A 14429-nucleotide genomic window follows, 5' to 3' on the forward strand; every position below is an offset into this window, starting at 1 on the left:
CATTTTCGCCATAGGAGCAGCAGCTTTTTACATCTACCGTTCGCACAAGCGGAAGGTAGATTACGAATCTGTTTCAACCATCTGCCAAGCGGTACAGCGCCTGAGCATGAGACGCCGCCAGCCCAATGCGCTGCAAATTGCGGCGACTCTGCGAACTTGGAAGCGCAGTTGCAGCAATCACCAGGCTGCCGTGCTTCTTTGCTTGCTCTATCCGGTGAGATATCAGCGCTCCATGATAGCCCAAGCCTCGTGCATTTTTTCGAGTGGCAGCCGTGCCCAGGTAGGCAACGCCATTGCTGGCCAGGTACATCAACGCGCCTGCAACGACTTGCCCATCAGCTTTAAGGACGTAGATTTTCAGGCGTTCATTCGACATCAGTCCTGCAAAACAAGCCTGGCTCAACTGACGATGCTCTGGCTTGGTATGAAAGCCACTCGCATGAACTGCCGCGAACTCCGGAAGAGAGTCTGAAGTGGCCTCTTCGATGTTGAATAATTGGGGTGGCAACACCGCATCCTCGATGGGGCACGCAAGCTGCAGATGCGTCCACCCCCTCAAACGCTCGAATCGCTCCTCACCCACAAAAGCGAATTGCTCCAACGTCGAGGCTTTCCCGATAAGGGGCGTTACTGTTGAATACTCCGCTGACTCCTTGAGCAAGCTCAGCAGTGAAAGGGGGTTGCCGGTGCTGTCACCGTAGATACGATTGAACATCGGGCTAGGTGTTGCCTTCACCTGAAAGCACGGAAAGGCCCCATTGGAAAACACACGAGCACCAAAAGGATTTCCACTAACCCGCGATAAGCTCTCAACGCGGGAACACAAGTACTCGCTTTCTGCGGCTTCGATGGCATGCGCCCATTCAACATCCATGTGCATCGTCTCTTTGCAAGATTTCCAGGGAAGGTAGCGGTAAATCAACCCCTACGCACCTGCGAGGGCAGTGAAATAGATTGTCGGGCCAATGGGAGAAGTTTGGGCATCTGCCACAGAAGAGACATCGCCTGGCTTGTCGATAATCGACCCGGCTGCGTACATGCTCAAAGCCAATCCGATGTGCGATGACTTGATGGAAGAGGCAAGCCGCTATGCGTTATCCGGCCCACGCTCAAAATGAACACGGCACGTCCAAATAAAGGAGCAGAAAGGGCCCGATTCATTTGATTGAAACCCGATCTGCCCGTAGCGACGCTCACGCCTGGACTAACAATCCGCGTCAGAAGCAGCGCTTGAATCAAGCACCGGCCCATGCTCCCACTCACTGATGAAACCGGCGCCCCAACGCATCCAACCGCACCGCAATCGGCGGTAACCGCTCACTGCTCCTGGCCAGCGTCTCCACATCCTGCGCCGTATTCTGCGCGATGCTCTGCACCGACTGCAGCCGCCCCACAATCTCCACATTCGCCGTGGATTGCTCCCGAGTGGTCGACACAATCCGCCCATTCAACTGATCGATCTGCGAAATATCATTGCCCACCGCCCGCAGCATCTCCACCGCCAATTGGCTGTCCTCCACGCAGCGCTCCACGCCCTGGCGACTGTCGTGCATGGCCTCTACCGCTTGCCGGCTGCCGTGTTGCAACCCTTCAATAATCGTCTTGATCTCCTGGGTCGACACCGCCGTGCGTTGCGCCAGGCTGCGGACCTCATCGGCGACCACGGCAAACCCGCGCCCTTGCTCACCCGCGCGGGCGGCTTCGATGGCGGCGTTGAGGGCCAGCAGGTTGGTCTGGTTGGCGATGCTGTTGATCACCTCCAGCACCGAGCCGATTTGTTCGGCTTGCACGGCCAGCCCTTCGACCGTCTCGTTAGTGTCGTGGAGGCGGGTGGCGAGTTGAGTGATTTCCAGCTGGGCGCGGCCGACGCTTTCCTGGCCACGGATGATCTGCTGGCTGGCTTGCCCCGCGTGCTCGACGGCATGCTCCACGTGCACGGCGATATGGCCCATGGCATCTTCCATGCGCTGCATGGAACCGGTCATCTGGGCGATTTCCGCCAGTTGGTGGCGCGCGCCTTTTTCCAGGGTGCCGCTGGCGTGAGCCAGCTCCTGACCCAGTTGGCCGAGGCCGTGGGAGTCGCGGGCGACGCCGTCGATCAGGCCGGTGATCTGGGTCAGAAAGTGATCGAAACGGGTGGCAAGGGAGACATGCACTTTTTCCGGACTGCCCTTGACGGCCTCACCGCTGAACTGCGTGGTGACGGCGAGCATCTTTTCGAGCATTTCCTGGCTTTCTACCGCTTCGGTCTGGCTGTGTACGGCGAGGTAGAGCAGGGCGACCGTTTCCATCACTACGTAGAACGCGTGGATGAAAATCATGCTCCAGCCGCCGTGATGCTCCATCACAAACACCGGGAAACCCTGATGCTGCAACGCATGGAACACCACGTGGTGTACCGCGATGGTGACAGCGGCCACCAGGATAGGCAGCCAGTCGCGGTAGAAGGTCAACACCGCCAGCAGCGCGAAGATACCGAAGTGCGATTCGATGACACCCTGGGCCTGGTTGATGTGCAACGCCGCCATCACCATCAGCCCAACGCCAAGGGCGCAACGCATCAGGCGGGTGCCGCCGATGACGCGATAGGCCAGGGTCAGCACCACGCTGGTGCCGCCGCCTATGAAGAGCGCTTGAAGCAGCGTGTCGTGCCATAACGCCAGGCCGAGGGAGAAGAGGGTCATCAGCCAGATCAGGGCGAGCATGATGCGGTCGGCTTTGCGGTAGTGCTCGATGAAACGGGCTTGGGCAGGCATTCACTCGTACTCCATGTGGACTGGCCGGGGTGAGGCAAGCATGCGACGTGCCATACGGGCATGCGGGGAGCGAATCGGGTGTGGGGGAGCGGGGGTTGATTGATGGTAGGAGGTTATCGGCGGTGTTGGGTGGGGCTTTAGGGGGGATAAGCCAGAAGCTGCTTGTTACGAGGGGCTGCAATCGGCCAAAAGCAGCCTTTGGTGAAGTGGTAAATTCCGGTCGTGAGCGAGCGTTGTGTTCTTAAAAATTTAACGCATCGTAGAAATTATTCTATATGCGTAACCGGATGGACGGAGTTAACTTTCGTCAACCTTACCTAATATATCTTCCGCTTTTGCTACATTCATAACTCGCACCATAGATTTTCCAAAGCCTAACGGAAATATTGGGTTTGACGGGTCGATCGCAATAAAAAACTCCAGTAAAACCAGTGCTGACTGTATGTGCCTGTATACACACTCTGCGAATAACTCTTCCAATATTGCATCTGTATTACTGGACTTGCTGTGTACTATCTCGTTTCTTAGTCTTTCAAGACTCTTGAAATCGGACCAGAAATTCTCGGATTGAGGTGGAGGGCATTTTAATATTGGTGGCAATATTGATGAAACTTTCTCAGAAGTAGAAATCCATCGTTCGATTTGCTCCTTGCTATAATGTTCTGTAGATTTGTTGGTGGACTTTATGTATACATGTGAGTCAGGGATTGCCGCATTGCAAAATGATTCCACTGCCTTATATGCGAAAATTATTGCCGTCTGTATGCTCTCAAGATAGTCATATGCCAGCCCCACATTGTGATCATATATCGATTGAGTAGACTCTGATAACCGTTCGAGTTTTACTTTAATTTTTTTAGCTTGCTGTAACGACTTGGTTGCTACATTTATTGCAAGAGTGATTTCATTGGGGACCACTATTGTAATGGTTTTTGAACCAATTTTTGGCTTTATTATTTTCTGAAAAAAAGCTGTCTTATTTGTGGAGGTTTCGTGAATGCCGATAGGTTTGTTTGCGCGTCTATCCGGGGTCGGGATGCCTTCAGAAGGGTCGTCTGGGTTGCTCATGTGATAAACGCAAATCAACTGAGTATGTAGTTTTAACATTTTTACTCCAGTGCGTGCGTAATTAATTGGTCTGCTGGCATTCGCTGGATGAGTACGAAGCTGAATAAATGCTCAAATTTAGCCATCGGCCTCAGCTGTTTTGTTGCTTATTCAGTTAGTGATTACTCGATAAAAACTAGATAATTTTATAGAGCATGAGCATTCCGGCGCTGTGCAAGCGGTTTCTATAACTCGAATAGTGCAAGTTGCGCACATCTTAAACAAATTCTTTTTTACGTTTTTCGCACTCAGCTAGAACATTTTCCAACCATGTCTCATACCAGTACCATGTGTTCATTATGGTGACGCCAAAACCTTTGCCTTGTTTTTTTGCATCGTTGAGCTGCCACATTTGCGTGTGGTGCCTCATATTGAATCGTGGATAGCCAGACCTCTGTACTTTTTCGATAATTTTCGAAGGTAAATATTTAGGGCGTTCAATCTCCTTGATTTGAATATATTTGGTATTTATTCCTTGGGCCATTTCAGAGCCAGGTTTGATAAACTCAATAACTTGATCTGCCTGACCTTTATGGTTCGCTGTTTTGGGAACGAAGAAAACACGATAAGAAAATTTTGGATCATTGAACTCTTCATCGGTTAGAGCCAGATCAAATGCAGTTATATATGCCCGGATATTTTCAGGGAGACCGTCAGCCTGGGATAATTTCTCCACCTGTTCCTTATTCAAAGATGAGAATTGGAGGCTAAAGGATAAGTGCTTGTCTATACCGAAGCTAGCGCCAAATAGCGACTTTATAAGTTCATTATAATTTAGGCAGCAAGCTTGAAATCTAGCACTTAAAAACTGATCTATCCTGGTCGTCATTTGGTGTTCGATTTCATGCCTCAAGCCGATTAGAAATCTAAGATTATTTGCGGCACTCAAATCGACCGGTGACTCTGGCTGATTCAGACATTTCTCTAACTCCCAATGCTTTACAGCACCTTTAGCAGTTTTTTGAAATCTCTTTCGCGTACCTTCCATTTTGAAGTAACGATACTCAACTCCATTTTTACGATAATATGCATGGAGGAGATAAGTCCAAGATATCATCATTAAAACAATAAATATTTCAGACTTGAAGGTGAGCGCAGGGTTGTTAAATATCTGTACTGACGCAAGGGCGGACTCTCTAGATTTTTTTATAAGTTCTCCCGCTACAGATCCCACTGATCGCACTCTTTTCTCTACCGCCATACTGATCATCCTTGCAGTGAGTCATATTTATAGATTTTATATGCGATTACAATAAAGTGACCATTTCGGGCACTTGGAATGACCCTTCTCTTACTGGATACCATAGCGATACTTGGCGGGAAATCCAGTCTGAGCTTACGGCTCGCAGTGTTCAGCCGTCGTACCGCTACGACGCTCGGCCAAATACCGATGCACAAGCTAGATCCTATCCTATCAGTCGCATTTAGATATCGCTGTTCTCGCAGCTATAAAACCGCTCTGCGGGAGCGGCCGCTTCTGGCCGATAGCAGCCGGTCGTTCCGTAGGCTGCACGCCATCTGTGAGCTGGCAGTATCGGCCCGAGGAGGGGAGATCAAAGTTGATCCAAGCGCGGTCATTTGCATGTAAAACAGCAGGATCAGTCATGTGATGGCCCTTCTCGGCTCGTACTGTCCGCCTTCAATCGTCAATTGTCCTGGTTCTAACCGGGACGTGCTTAACCACCATTAGCCCGGTTGAACTGCCAACGCGTGGAACGACCCGCTATGCCGGCAAGTCTACCTGTATCTACTCATGGGTAAGGTACAGCGCAATGGATAAGACAATCACCGTCGATCAACTAGAGACCACCGACCTTGGATCAATCAACGAAATATGGCTTGGCGGGACGCATACCCAGCTATGCCTATGGCGTGGCGAACAGGTCTTCACCCACGAGATGATGAGCGAGGGCACCCACGATCAGAATGTCCAACGCCTGTGCTTGCAGTTGGTCAACCCTGACGATCAAACCGCCGTAGCCAGCGTCGAGGTAATTGTGCGCGAACGGCTGAAAAAAATGGGGAAGGAGGGCGAGTTTTATCCCGCAGAGGAGGCTGACACTCATCAATAAGAAAAGGTGTATCGGTCATTCATGGGGAGTTGATCCAAGGCCTGTTGTCGCTTGGAGGTGTATCTTTCGATGATGATCCTGAGACGCTTAGGATGACTCACTCAATTCAGTAAAACCACGGAGCAGCCAACAGGTTATGGATATCGAATTTCGCGGTAATCGCATGCGTGATAACCCGTCTGTAGGTACATGAATCGCCCCTGATTTCATAGGCGCGTTATGGATTCAACCGGTTTGTGTAGCCATCCAGGTCAAAAAATCATGGAGCTGAGTCGTAAATTTCTTTGGCTTGGCATCCGGGTTTCTTGCCTGGGACAAGAAAAAAGAGATCTGCATTCTCATACTCGGGTAATGCTGAACAAACTGCTCGACAAGCTCTTCCAGTGTTTGCGGCCACATCAGGTCCTGTTCAGAGCGAAGCACTTGAGTTGACCGGATGAGTTTGCGCGAAGCTTCTCGCTGCAAGCGTAGCGATTGCGTCGGTGTGGTCGCCTGGTCGATAAGGTCGGCATACCGGGTCAGCACGGATTCAAAGTCACCATTCACGGCAATGGCGATAGCGCGCGACGGCTTGAACCGGTCGAAGCGTTGGGTCAGATCATCGCCCCATAAGCAACGACAGTGATGCTTGAGCCAATACCCCCAGCTCAATCGATTGTCAGGTGCCAATACTTCAGCACGACTACCGATATCGAAATCGATCTTGGTGACTTCGGCATGCCGACTTTCCAGCGTGCGCCTTTTCGACTCCAGCATTTCCAGATCCTGCGACGTAGGTGGGCTGTGCAGAATAAGGGTTAGGTCAAGGTCAGAAACCCCCGGCACGGCGTCGCCTCTCGCGACACTGCCATAAAGATAAATCCCGTCCAGCAAAGGTTCCGGCCGCGCGAGCGTCATGCAAACGTCCGTCAGCAAAGCCTGAAACTGTGGCTGCGTCTCGACGTTGGACACGGTGAGGATATAACCGTCCGCATCAGTGCCACGAGGTTGGAGTTGTTCCATGAAGCCGTCCTTGAGTTGCGTTCAGTAAAAATCGGGGTCAAACCCCATCAAGACGTGCGCCGGCCTTCCAGGCTGGAAAACACATGCATACCCGCCAGCATCGCCACTACGAAGATGAGAATTTGCCAGTGCCCGGTAAACAGAAGGGCGACCGCAGGCCCAGGGCAGATACCCGAGAACAAACACGCTGACGGACAGCCCGATCAGTTCCTGCACAGGAGAGTCGGTGAGGGTTGTTGCTCAGCGAACCATCATAACCATCCGTGCGGGTCGGGGTCTGCGCAAGTCAGATTTTGCTGCCGCCCCCCATGGAGTGGGTGAAGCCCTGCTTCCAGTACTAAAGGAGGTGTCAATGCCCGCTAAAGGACCATTTCGGTCTGACGCCATAGGTTTAGGCTCAGCCTTGTGATCGTCAACGATGACAACAAGAGGCGCCGCATCACCTGCGAGATGAGTAGAAAACCTCACTGACTCCCGTGTCTCCATAATAAAAAGAGGATTTATCATGAGTAGCACCTTCTTCATTCCTTCCGTGAACATGATGGGCATTGGCAGCCTCGACGAGGCGATGCTCGCAATCCGCAAGTACGGGTTCCGCAAAGCCTTGATCGTCACCGATGCCGGCCTGGCCAAAGCCGGCGTGGCGGCCAAGGTCGCCGGCCTGTTGGCCCAGCAAGACATCGACTCCACCCTGTTTGATGGCGCCAAACCGAATCCGACCGTCAGCAACGTGGAAAAGGGCCTGGAACTGCTGGCCCGCAGCGACTGTGATTTCATTATTTCCCTGGGCGGCGGTTCCCCCCATGACTGCGCCAAGGGCATTGCCCTGTGCGCCGCCAACGGTGGGCACATCAGCGACTACGAAGGCGTGGACCAATCCGCCAAACCACAAATGCCACTGATCGCCATCAACACCACCGCCGGCACGGCGAGTGAAATGACCCGTTTCTGCATCATCACCGACGAAGTCCGCCATGTGAAAATGGCCATCGTCGACCGCAACGTCACCCCCCTGTTATCCGTCAACGACCCCTCGCTGATGGCCGCCATGCCCAAAGGCCTGACCGCCGCCACCGGCATGGACGCACTGACCCACGCCGTCGAAGCCTACGTGTCGACCGCGGCCACACCGATCACCGATGCCTGCGCACTCAAAGCCATCGAACTGATCTCGGCCAACCTGCGCACCGCCGTTGCCCAGGGTGACAACATGACCGCCCGGGAAAACATGGCCTACGCGCAATTCCTTGCCGGCATGGCCTTCAACAATGCTTCGCTGGGTTACGTGCACGCCATGGCGCACCAACTGGGCGGTTTCTACGACCTGCCTCACGGCGTGTGCAACGCGATTCTGCTGCCCCATGTGTCGAGCTTCAACGCCAGCGTATGCCCGGCCCGGTTTAAGGATATCGCTCATGCGATGGGGGTTGAGACTCAGCAACTCGATGCGGAGAAGGGTGCTGCGGCGGCTATCACGGCCATCCGTAAACTGTCTGCGGATGTGGGGATTCCGAGCGGGCTCGTTGAGCTGGGTGTGAAGGCTGACGATATTCCGACACTGGCAGCCAATGCGATGAAAGATGCCTGCGGTTTTACCAATCCGCGTCCTGCCAATCAGGATGAGATTGAGCAGATTTTTCATACCGCGATGTGATTGATGTAAAGTGATGCTGGAGAGAACGCCCCGCCTTTGGTTGAAGTGCGGGGTGTTTTGGTTTTGTTCGCCGATAGGGTTGGAGTGGCTCACTGGCTTGGCTGGAAGTGGTCTGTCATGAGCGGCTACTGTCGGCCATTAGTCCATGCGCTGCATGGAACCGGTCATCTGGGCGATTTCCGCCAGTTGGTGGCGCGCGCCTTTTTTGAAGGTGCCGCTGGCGTGAGCCAGCTCCTGACCCAGTTGGCCGAGGCCGTGGGAGTCGCGGGCGACGCCGTCGATCAGGCCGGTGATCTGGGTCAGAAAGTGATCGAAACGGGTGGCAAGGGAGACATGCACTTTTTCCGGACTGCCCTTGACGGCCTCACCGCTGAACTGCGTGGTGACGGCGAGCATTTTTTCGAGCATTTCCTGGCTTTCTACCGCTTCTGTCTGGCTGTGCACCGCGAGGTAGAGCAGGGCGACCGTCTCCATCACCACGTAGAACGCGTGGACGAAAATCATGCTCCAGCCGCCGTGATGCTCCATCACAAACACCGGGAAACCCTGGTGCTGCAAGGCATGAAACACCACGTGGTGTACCGCGATGGTGACAGCGGCCACCAGGATAGGCAGCCAGTCGCGGTAGAACGTCAGCACCGCCAGCAGCGCGAAGATACCGAAGTGCGATTCGATGACACCCTGGGCCTGGTTGATGTGCAACGCCGCCATGACCATCAGGCCGACGCCAAGGGCGCAACGCATCAGGCGGGTGCCGCCGATGACGCGATAGGCCAGGGTCAGCACCACGCTGGTGCCGGCGCCTATGAAGAGCGCTTGAAGCAGCGTGTCGTGCCAGAACGCCAGGCCCAGGGAGAAGAGGGTCATCAGCCAGATCAGGGCGAGCATGATGCGGTCGGCTTTGCGGTAGTGCTCGATGAAACGGGCTTGGGCAGGCATTCACTCGTACTCCATGTGGACGGGCCGGGGTGAGGCAAGCATGCGACGTGCCATACGGGCATGCGGGGAGCGAATCGGGTGTGGGGGAGCGGGGGGGTGATTGGTGGTAGGAGGTTATCGGCGGTGTTGGGTGGGGCTTTAGGGGGGATAAGCCAGAAGCTGCTTGTTACGAGGGGCAGCAATCGGCTTGCAGCCGGTCGCGCCCGACGCAGTCGATCAAAATCATCTGCTCATTCACGGTTTGAGGGGGCGGGAAAAATTCAGACGCCTTGAAGGTCGATGACTCAGCTCTTGTAGAGTAACGCCTCAACTACAACGCCAAACGCTGACGAATGTTCACGGCGATTGGGGTAGTAGAGATGGTAACCGGCAAAGGGTTGGCACCAATCTTCCAACACCCGCACAAGGCTACCGTCGGCAAGCTCCTTCGCCACCATGTCCTCTGGCAGGAAAGCCAAGCCACATCCCGCCACGGCCGCACGCAGAATGGGCACGCTGCTGTTGAATGTCCATTGGCCTTCGACGCGGGCCTTGAGTTCGTGGCCATCCTTTTCGAAATCCCATTGCATCAGGCTGCCGTGAGTCGGCAGGCGCAGGTTGATGCAGTTGTGCGCCGCCAGATCTCTCGGTTCCATCGGGTAAGGCCGCTGCTGGAAATACTGCGGTGAGCCGACAACGGCGATGCGTAACGATGGCCCGATCGGCACGGCGATCATGTCCTTGGCCACCTGGTCACCCAGTCGAACACCAGCGTCATAGCGCTGCGCGACGATGTCGGCGAGGGCGTAATCGACGGTGATTTCGACCTTGATGTCCGGGTAGTCGGGCAGCACCTTCAGCAGCTTCGGCCAGAGAATATTGTTCGCCGCATGCTCGGACGCCTGAATCCGTACATTGCCGGCGGGGGTGTCGCGAAACTCGCTGACGGCAGCCAGTTCCAGTTCAATTTCTTCAAAGCGCGGCGCCATCGCTTGATACAGGCGTTGGCCCGCCTCCGTTGGTGAAACACTGCGCGTAGTCCGCGTCAGCAAGCGCACGCCCAGCCGGGTTTCCAGTGCCCGCAGAGTGTGGCTCAGCGCTGACTGCGAAACGCCCAGTTGCGCGGCAGCACGGGTAAAACTGCCTTCGCGGGTGATGACCACGAAGGCTTGCAGGTCGTTGAGATTGGGGCGGGACATTGATGAGAACCTCTCATGAGGAGCGCGTGATTATTCCATGAAAGCAGGTCGCGCACGGATGTGCGACCCTTGGCGCGCTGATCACAAGGTGCGTGCGTAAAAATCCGTCAGTTTGCCGATCGCCGCATCGACATAACGCGGCACCCAGTAGGTTTCAATGTGGGTGGCGCCATCGATGATGAACACTTCCTTGTCGGTGGTGCCGGCGGCTTTGGGAAACGCATCCTGAGTCATGTACAGGCTGTCGGCCTTGCTGCCGGCGATCATCAGCAACGGTTGATTGATCAACTCGATATGGTCGGTGGCGTCGAAACGCATCAGGTCAATAAGGCTGCTGGTGGTGTATTTGAAGGTCGAGTTCGGGTGCGCGTGGGTTTTCCAGTAGTACTCATAGCCTTGGCGATACAGTTCGAAAGGCAGTTTGGCAGTCTGCTCATCGGTGAGGTTGGCATCCCCCGTATACAGCACCGCGCCCCCCGCTGCTTCTTGCGCGCGGGCTGCTGATGCCTGTTGCAAACGTTGCTGGATGCTGTCCAGTTGCGAGTCGCTGTAGCCGTTGCGGCGTACTCGACCCGAGTTGAACATGCTCACCGTTGCCAGGGATTTGAAGCGTTTGTCGGTTTGCGCCGCCGCCAACGAATAACCACCGCCGCCACAAATGCCGAGCAGGCCCAGACGATTGTCATCCACGCCAGCGAACTGGCTGATGAAATCGGCCATGCCGTGAATGTCTTCGATGCGATACGCCGGTTTATCGATGCTGCGCGGCTGACCACCGCTGGCGCCCTGATAGGCCGCATCGGCCGTGATGGTGATGTAGCCCTGTTCGGCGAGGCGCTGGGCATACAGACCGGCGACTTGCTCCTTTACGCCGCCATTTGGATGCGCAACCACCACGGTCGGGTAGGTCTTCTTCGCGTCGTAGTTGGCAGGCGTGTAGACGTTGGCGGCGATGTCCAGACCGTTGAGCTTATAGCTGACCGGGTGGATGTTGACCCTGCCCGGTTCGTTGCGGGTGATCGCGCCGTCGTAGGCGAGGGTGAATGGGTTCTTCTTGTAGTCGGCGGCCAAGGCTTCGCCTGCCGAGAGGCCGACCAATGCCGACATGAACGTGGCTTTGAGGGTGTTCTTCACGTGAAGCTCCTGAGCAAAAAAAGGACGGCAGTTGCGAAAGTATTTGGGTCAGTCCAGCTGTTTTTCTTTGAGGAACTGCGCGACCAGGTCAGCGATCTGCACGTTGTTCAGATCCGACATGGGGAAATGGGTATTGCCGTGAATGCCAATCTCCGGCAGGTGTATCAGTCGCACATCACCGCCATGGCGATTGACCGCGTCACGCCAGAGCCGGGCCATTTTCAGGCGTGCGCGCCAACTGTCCTGAGCGGGCAGATCGACTGCCTGTTCCGGGATGTTGTCGCCGTACAGGATCAGAATCGGAATGCGCGTCAGTGCCATGAATTGCTCCATCGGCACCGCTGCGCCTTGCACCGTGTCGAACGCGCTGGGGATCGGCGCCGGCACTTCACCGTCAGCAAACACGAAACTGCTGCCCGGTTCGAACGCCACGATGGCTTTGACCTTGTCGTTCTTGATCGCCGTCAACCAGCCCGGCCCGCCGCCCTGAGAATGGGTAAACAGGATGCCGGGGCCGATTTTGTCGAACAGCGCCGACACACCATCGGAGACCACGCCCATGTCAAACGGCCCGGTGTTCGGTGTCATAGCCCTGAAAAACTGCTCGCGGGTCTGGGCGTCCTGTGCCACTTGCACGCCGTTGAAGTAGCGGGGCCAAAGGCCGATACGGAACTGGTTGAACCACAGTTGTTCGTCCGGCACAGGCTTGATGGTAGTCTCGACCATGCTGCGCCCGGCATCACCACGCCGGGGTTGATCGATCAGATAGACGCCGTAGTGGCGGCGCAGAAAGATGTTCTGAAAACCCTCGCGACCATCGGCGGTGGTTTCCCAGGTCTTGGAAAACTGACCTGCGCCGTGCCACATGACGATGGGCAGTTTTCGCGCGTCCACCGGGATTTGATAGAAGGCGTAGGCGTGGTCACCGTGGTAGGTCTGACCGTTGGGCGTCATCGGTTGGCGCGGGTTGAAGGTGCCCGGTGCCGTGGTCATCGTTCCGCCGGCGGCGAAGCTGCCTTGTTTCTGGATCAGCAGCGGGCCTTCGGAGTGGTTCGCGCAGGCCGCCAACAGGCTCAACAGCATGACGCTCAGCAGACGTTTTGCAGTTCTCATGTCACTTCCTCGACGCCGCGAGGGCTTGGACCAGCGCTGCGTTGGCCCGCTCGGCAGTCTGTGCATCGCCATGCTTTTTCAGCAGTTCGGTGACTAGGTGCAACTGTGCTGCGCTGAGCCCGACGCGCAGGCTCGCCGCCATGTGCGAGCGCAACTGAGGCTCGACCCCCGGCGTCGCTGCCAGCGCTCCGACAGTCGCCAATTCGCGACTTTGCCAGTCGAGGTTGTCGCGCTCGAAGATGTCGCCGAACAGGTGCGTTTGCAGGAACTGGTTGATCACTGGGGCGAATTCGAACACCGGGCCTTTGACCGGGGCGCCGGAGATTTTCGTTTGATTCGCCGTACCCGCTGCCAATAGCTCATCCCCCACCGGTATCACCCGGCTCGGCTCACGCCCCGGCGCATCGTCAAGGCCGCGTTGTTTGCGCGCCTGCACCACGGTCATCAATTCATTCAAGGCGTTGAGGCTGCGCGGGAAGCCGACGTAGGCGTAGAGCTGCACGAGGACTTCGCGGGTTTCGCTAATGGTCAGGCCGGCATCAAGCCCTTGGTTGAGCGCCGTGTTGAGGTTGGGCATGTCGCTGGTCGCCATGAACGCCGCGATCAGTGGAATGGCTTGTTGCTGGCTCGACAAGCGGGCTGCGCTGGCGGGTGTGCTGGTCATGGTGGGCGAAGCCTCGGCTGCTTGAGTGGTGACGCTGAACATCGCCCCGACGCTCAGGCAGAGCGCCATGAGTGTGGGGAGGGCAGTGCGGTTGCGGGTGTCAGTGATCATCGTGAAGGGCTCCATCCATTGCGGGGCGCTGCGGTGTTGCTGGATCGTAAGGAGGATGGTTGTGGCGATTAACCCCGAAATAGCGCATGGACTCATGAGCAGAACTCATGAGTCGACGTGCGATAACCGCTGGAATCCCGGTGCGGGCAGGTTGTTACGGCGCATTGAGGTTACGTGGCGGTTCGCCGCGAACGTGCCGGTCGAGCAGCTTCGACACATTCCGTAACTTTATTGGCCGGCGTATTGCGCCTCCGAGACCTGCTCCGCCCAGGTGACGGTCTTGCCATCCTCGGCTTCAGCGATGGCGATGTGGGTCATGCCGTTGCTGGCCGTGGCGCCGTGCCAGTGACGGGTGTTCGGTGGAATCCAGACAGTGTCGCCCGGATGGATCTCCTGACGCGCGCCACCCTCTTGCTGCACATAGCCGACGCCGGCAGTGACGATCAGCGTTTGTCCCAGCGGATGGGTGTGCCACGCCGTGCGTGCGCCGGGTTCGAAGGTCACCGTGCCGCCACCGATGCGCGCGGGCGCTTCACCTTTGAACAGGCCATCGACGCGTACAGAGCCGGTAAAGTTTTCCGCTGCGCCCTTGATCGAAGGCTGGGATCCGTTCGGCGTAACGCGGATTTCGCTGGCGGCCTGGGACTCTGCCGCCATCAGTGACAAAGCAACGAGTGGCGCAATCAATCGGTTCATCGG

Annotated in this window: 12 protein-coding genes and 2 pseudogenes; 2 read left to right on the plus strand and 12 right to left on the minus strand. The window is 56.1% G+C overall.

Annotated features, from left to right (window positions below; translation table 11 throughout):
- Positions 1–73 precede the first annotated feature (73 nt).
- The 4 genes from HX807_RS10135 to HX807_RS10150 form a co-directional block, all read right to left on the minus strand.
- Positions 74–874 carry a GNAT family N-acetyltransferase gene (locus tag HX807_RS10135; protein WP_177049862.1) on the minus strand — a complete coding sequence of 267 codons (801 nt, stop codon included), beginning with the start codon at positions 872–874 and terminating at the stop codon, positions 74–76.
- Between the two features lie 385 nt (positions 875–1259).
- On the minus strand, positions 1260–2756 hold the full coding sequence (locus HX807_RS31830) for a methyl-accepting chemotaxis protein (protein ID WP_177049864.1): 1497 nt from the start codon (positions 2754–2756) through the stop codon (positions 1260–1262).
- 297 nt (positions 2757–3053) lie between these two features.
- Positions 3054–3824 carry a hypothetical protein gene (locus tag HX807_RS10145; RefSeq protein WP_177022082.1) on the minus strand — a complete coding sequence of 257 codons (771 nt, stop codon included), beginning with the start codon at positions 3822–3824 and terminating at the stop codon, positions 3054–3056.
- Between the two features lie 256 nt (positions 3825–4080).
- The gene (locus tag HX807_RS10150; protein ID WP_256347043.1) at positions 4081–5064 is read right to left on the minus strand and encodes a DUF3644 domain-containing protein; all 984 of its coding nucleotides are present in this window, start codon (positions 5062–5064) and stop codon (positions 4081–4083) included.
- 571 nt (positions 5065–5635) lie between these two features.
- Here HX807_RS10150 and HX807_RS10155 point away from each other — a divergent pair.
- Positions 5636–5935: a hypothetical protein gene (locus HX807_RS10155; RefSeq protein WP_003212641.1), complete on the plus strand. Its 300-nt coding sequence runs from the start codon at positions 5636–5638 to the stop codon at positions 5933–5935.
- 225 nt (positions 5936–6160) lie between these two features.
- Here the strand turns inward: HX807_RS10155 and HX807_RS10160 are convergent, their stop codons facing one another.
- Positions 6161–6937: a nucleotidyltransferase domain-containing protein gene (locus tag HX807_RS10160; RefSeq protein ID WP_003212643.1), complete on the minus strand. Its 777-nt coding sequence runs from the start codon at positions 6935–6937 to the stop codon at positions 6161–6163.
- A gap of 47 nt (positions 6938–6984) precedes the next feature.
- Positions 6985–7113 (minus strand): annotated as a pseudogene (locus HX807_RS31630) (DUF6691 family protein); the annotation flags it as partial.
- Between the two features lie 329 nt (positions 7114–7442).
- On the opposite strand from HX807_RS31630, the gene yiaY reads away from it, so the two are divergent.
- Complete coding sequence (gene yiaY / locus HX807_RS10165; protein WP_102368759.1) at positions 7443–8591, plus strand: L-threonine dehydrogenase; 1149 nt, start codon at positions 7443–7445, stop codon at positions 8589–8591.
- 141 nt (positions 8592–8732) lie between these two features.
- Here yiaY and HX807_RS10170 read toward each other — a convergent pair.
- From HX807_RS10170 to HX807_RS10195, 6 genes and pseudogenes are all read right to left on the minus strand, one after another.
- Positions 8733–9530, minus strand: a pseudogene (locus tag HX807_RS10170) (methyl-accepting chemotaxis protein); the annotation flags it as partial.
- Between the two features lie 284 nt (positions 9531–9814).
- Complete coding sequence (locus HX807_RS10175; RefSeq protein WP_003209726.1) at positions 9815–10708, minus strand: LysR family transcriptional regulator; 894 nt, start codon at positions 10706–10708, stop codon at positions 9815–9817.
- Positions 10709–10789: 81 nt separating this feature from the next.
- Positions 10790–11842, minus strand: coding sequence for an alpha/beta hydrolase (locus HX807_RS10180; protein ID WP_008432604.1), 1053 nt, complete (start codon positions 11840–11842; stop codon positions 10790–10792).
- Between the two features lie 48 nt (positions 11843–11890).
- Positions 11891–12835 carry an alpha/beta fold hydrolase gene (locus tag HX807_RS10185; protein WP_173406085.1) on the minus strand — a complete coding sequence of 315 codons (945 nt, stop codon included), beginning with the start codon at positions 12833–12835 and terminating at the stop codon, positions 11891–11893.
- A gap of 121 nt (positions 12836–12956) precedes the next feature.
- Entirely contained in the window at positions 12957–13730 is a 774-nt protein-coding gene (locus tag HX807_RS10190; protein ID WP_003209734.1) for a carboxymuconolactone decarboxylase family protein, read from the minus strand.
- A 228-nt stretch (positions 13731–13958) separates the two neighbouring features.
- Positions 13959–14426: a cupin domain-containing protein gene (locus tag HX807_RS10195; RefSeq protein ID WP_008432610.1), complete on the minus strand. Its 468-nt coding sequence runs from the start codon at positions 14424–14426 to the stop codon at positions 13959–13961.
- Positions 14427–14429: the final 3 nt, after the last annotated feature.

Origin of the sequence: Pseudomonas sp. D8002 (genome assembly GCF_013385695.1) — a bacterium.
GTDB lineage: Bacteria > Pseudomonadota > Gammaproteobacteria > Pseudomonadales > Pseudomonadaceae > Aquipseudomonas.

What these genes read in the sequence shown, in the direction of transcription:
- HX807_RS10135 (WP_177049862.1), bottom strand. Translation starts at nt 874, where the DNA reads ATGGATGTTGAATGGGCGCATGCCATCGAAGCCGCAGAAAGCGAGTAC.
- HX807_RS31830 (WP_177049864.1), bottom strand. Translation starts at nt 2,756, where the DNA reads ATGCCTGCCCAAGCCCGTTTCATCGAGCACTACCGCAAAGCCGACCGC.
- HX807_RS10145 (WP_177022082.1), bottom strand. Translation starts at nt 3,824, where the DNA reads ATGAGCAACCCAGACGACCCTTCTGAAGGCATCCCGACCCCGGATAGA.
- HX807_RS10150 (WP_256347043.1), bottom strand. Translation starts at nt 5,064, where the DNA reads ATGGCGGTAGAGAAAAGAGTGCGATCAGTGGGATCTGTAGCGGGAGAA.
- HX807_RS10155 (WP_003212641.1), top strand. Translation starts at nt 5,636, where the DNA reads ATGGATAAGACAATCACCGTCGATCAACTAGAGACCACCGACCTTGGA.
- HX807_RS10160 (WP_003212643.1), bottom strand. Translation starts at nt 6,937, where the DNA reads ATGGAACAACTCCAACCTCGTGGCACTGATGCGGACGGTTATATCCTC.
- yiaY (WP_102368759.1), top strand. Translation starts at nt 7,443, where the DNA reads ATGAGTAGCACCTTCTTCATTCCTTCCGTGAACATGATGGGCATTGGC.
- HX807_RS10175 (WP_003209726.1), bottom strand. Translation starts at nt 10,708, where the DNA reads ATGTCCCGCCCCAATCTCAACGACCTGCAAGCCTTCGTGGTCATCACC.
- HX807_RS10185 (WP_173406085.1), bottom strand. Translation starts at nt 12,835, where the DNA reads ATGACCACGGCACCGGGCACCTTCAACCCGCGCCAACCGATGACGCCC.
- HX807_RS10190 (WP_003209734.1), bottom strand. Translation starts at nt 13,730, where the DNA reads ATGATCACTGACACCCGCAACCGCACTGCCCTCCCCACACTCATGGCG.
- HX807_RS10195 (WP_008432610.1), bottom strand. Translation starts at nt 14,426, where the DNA reads ATGAACCGATTGATTGCGCCACTCGTTGCTTTGTCACTGATGGCGGCA.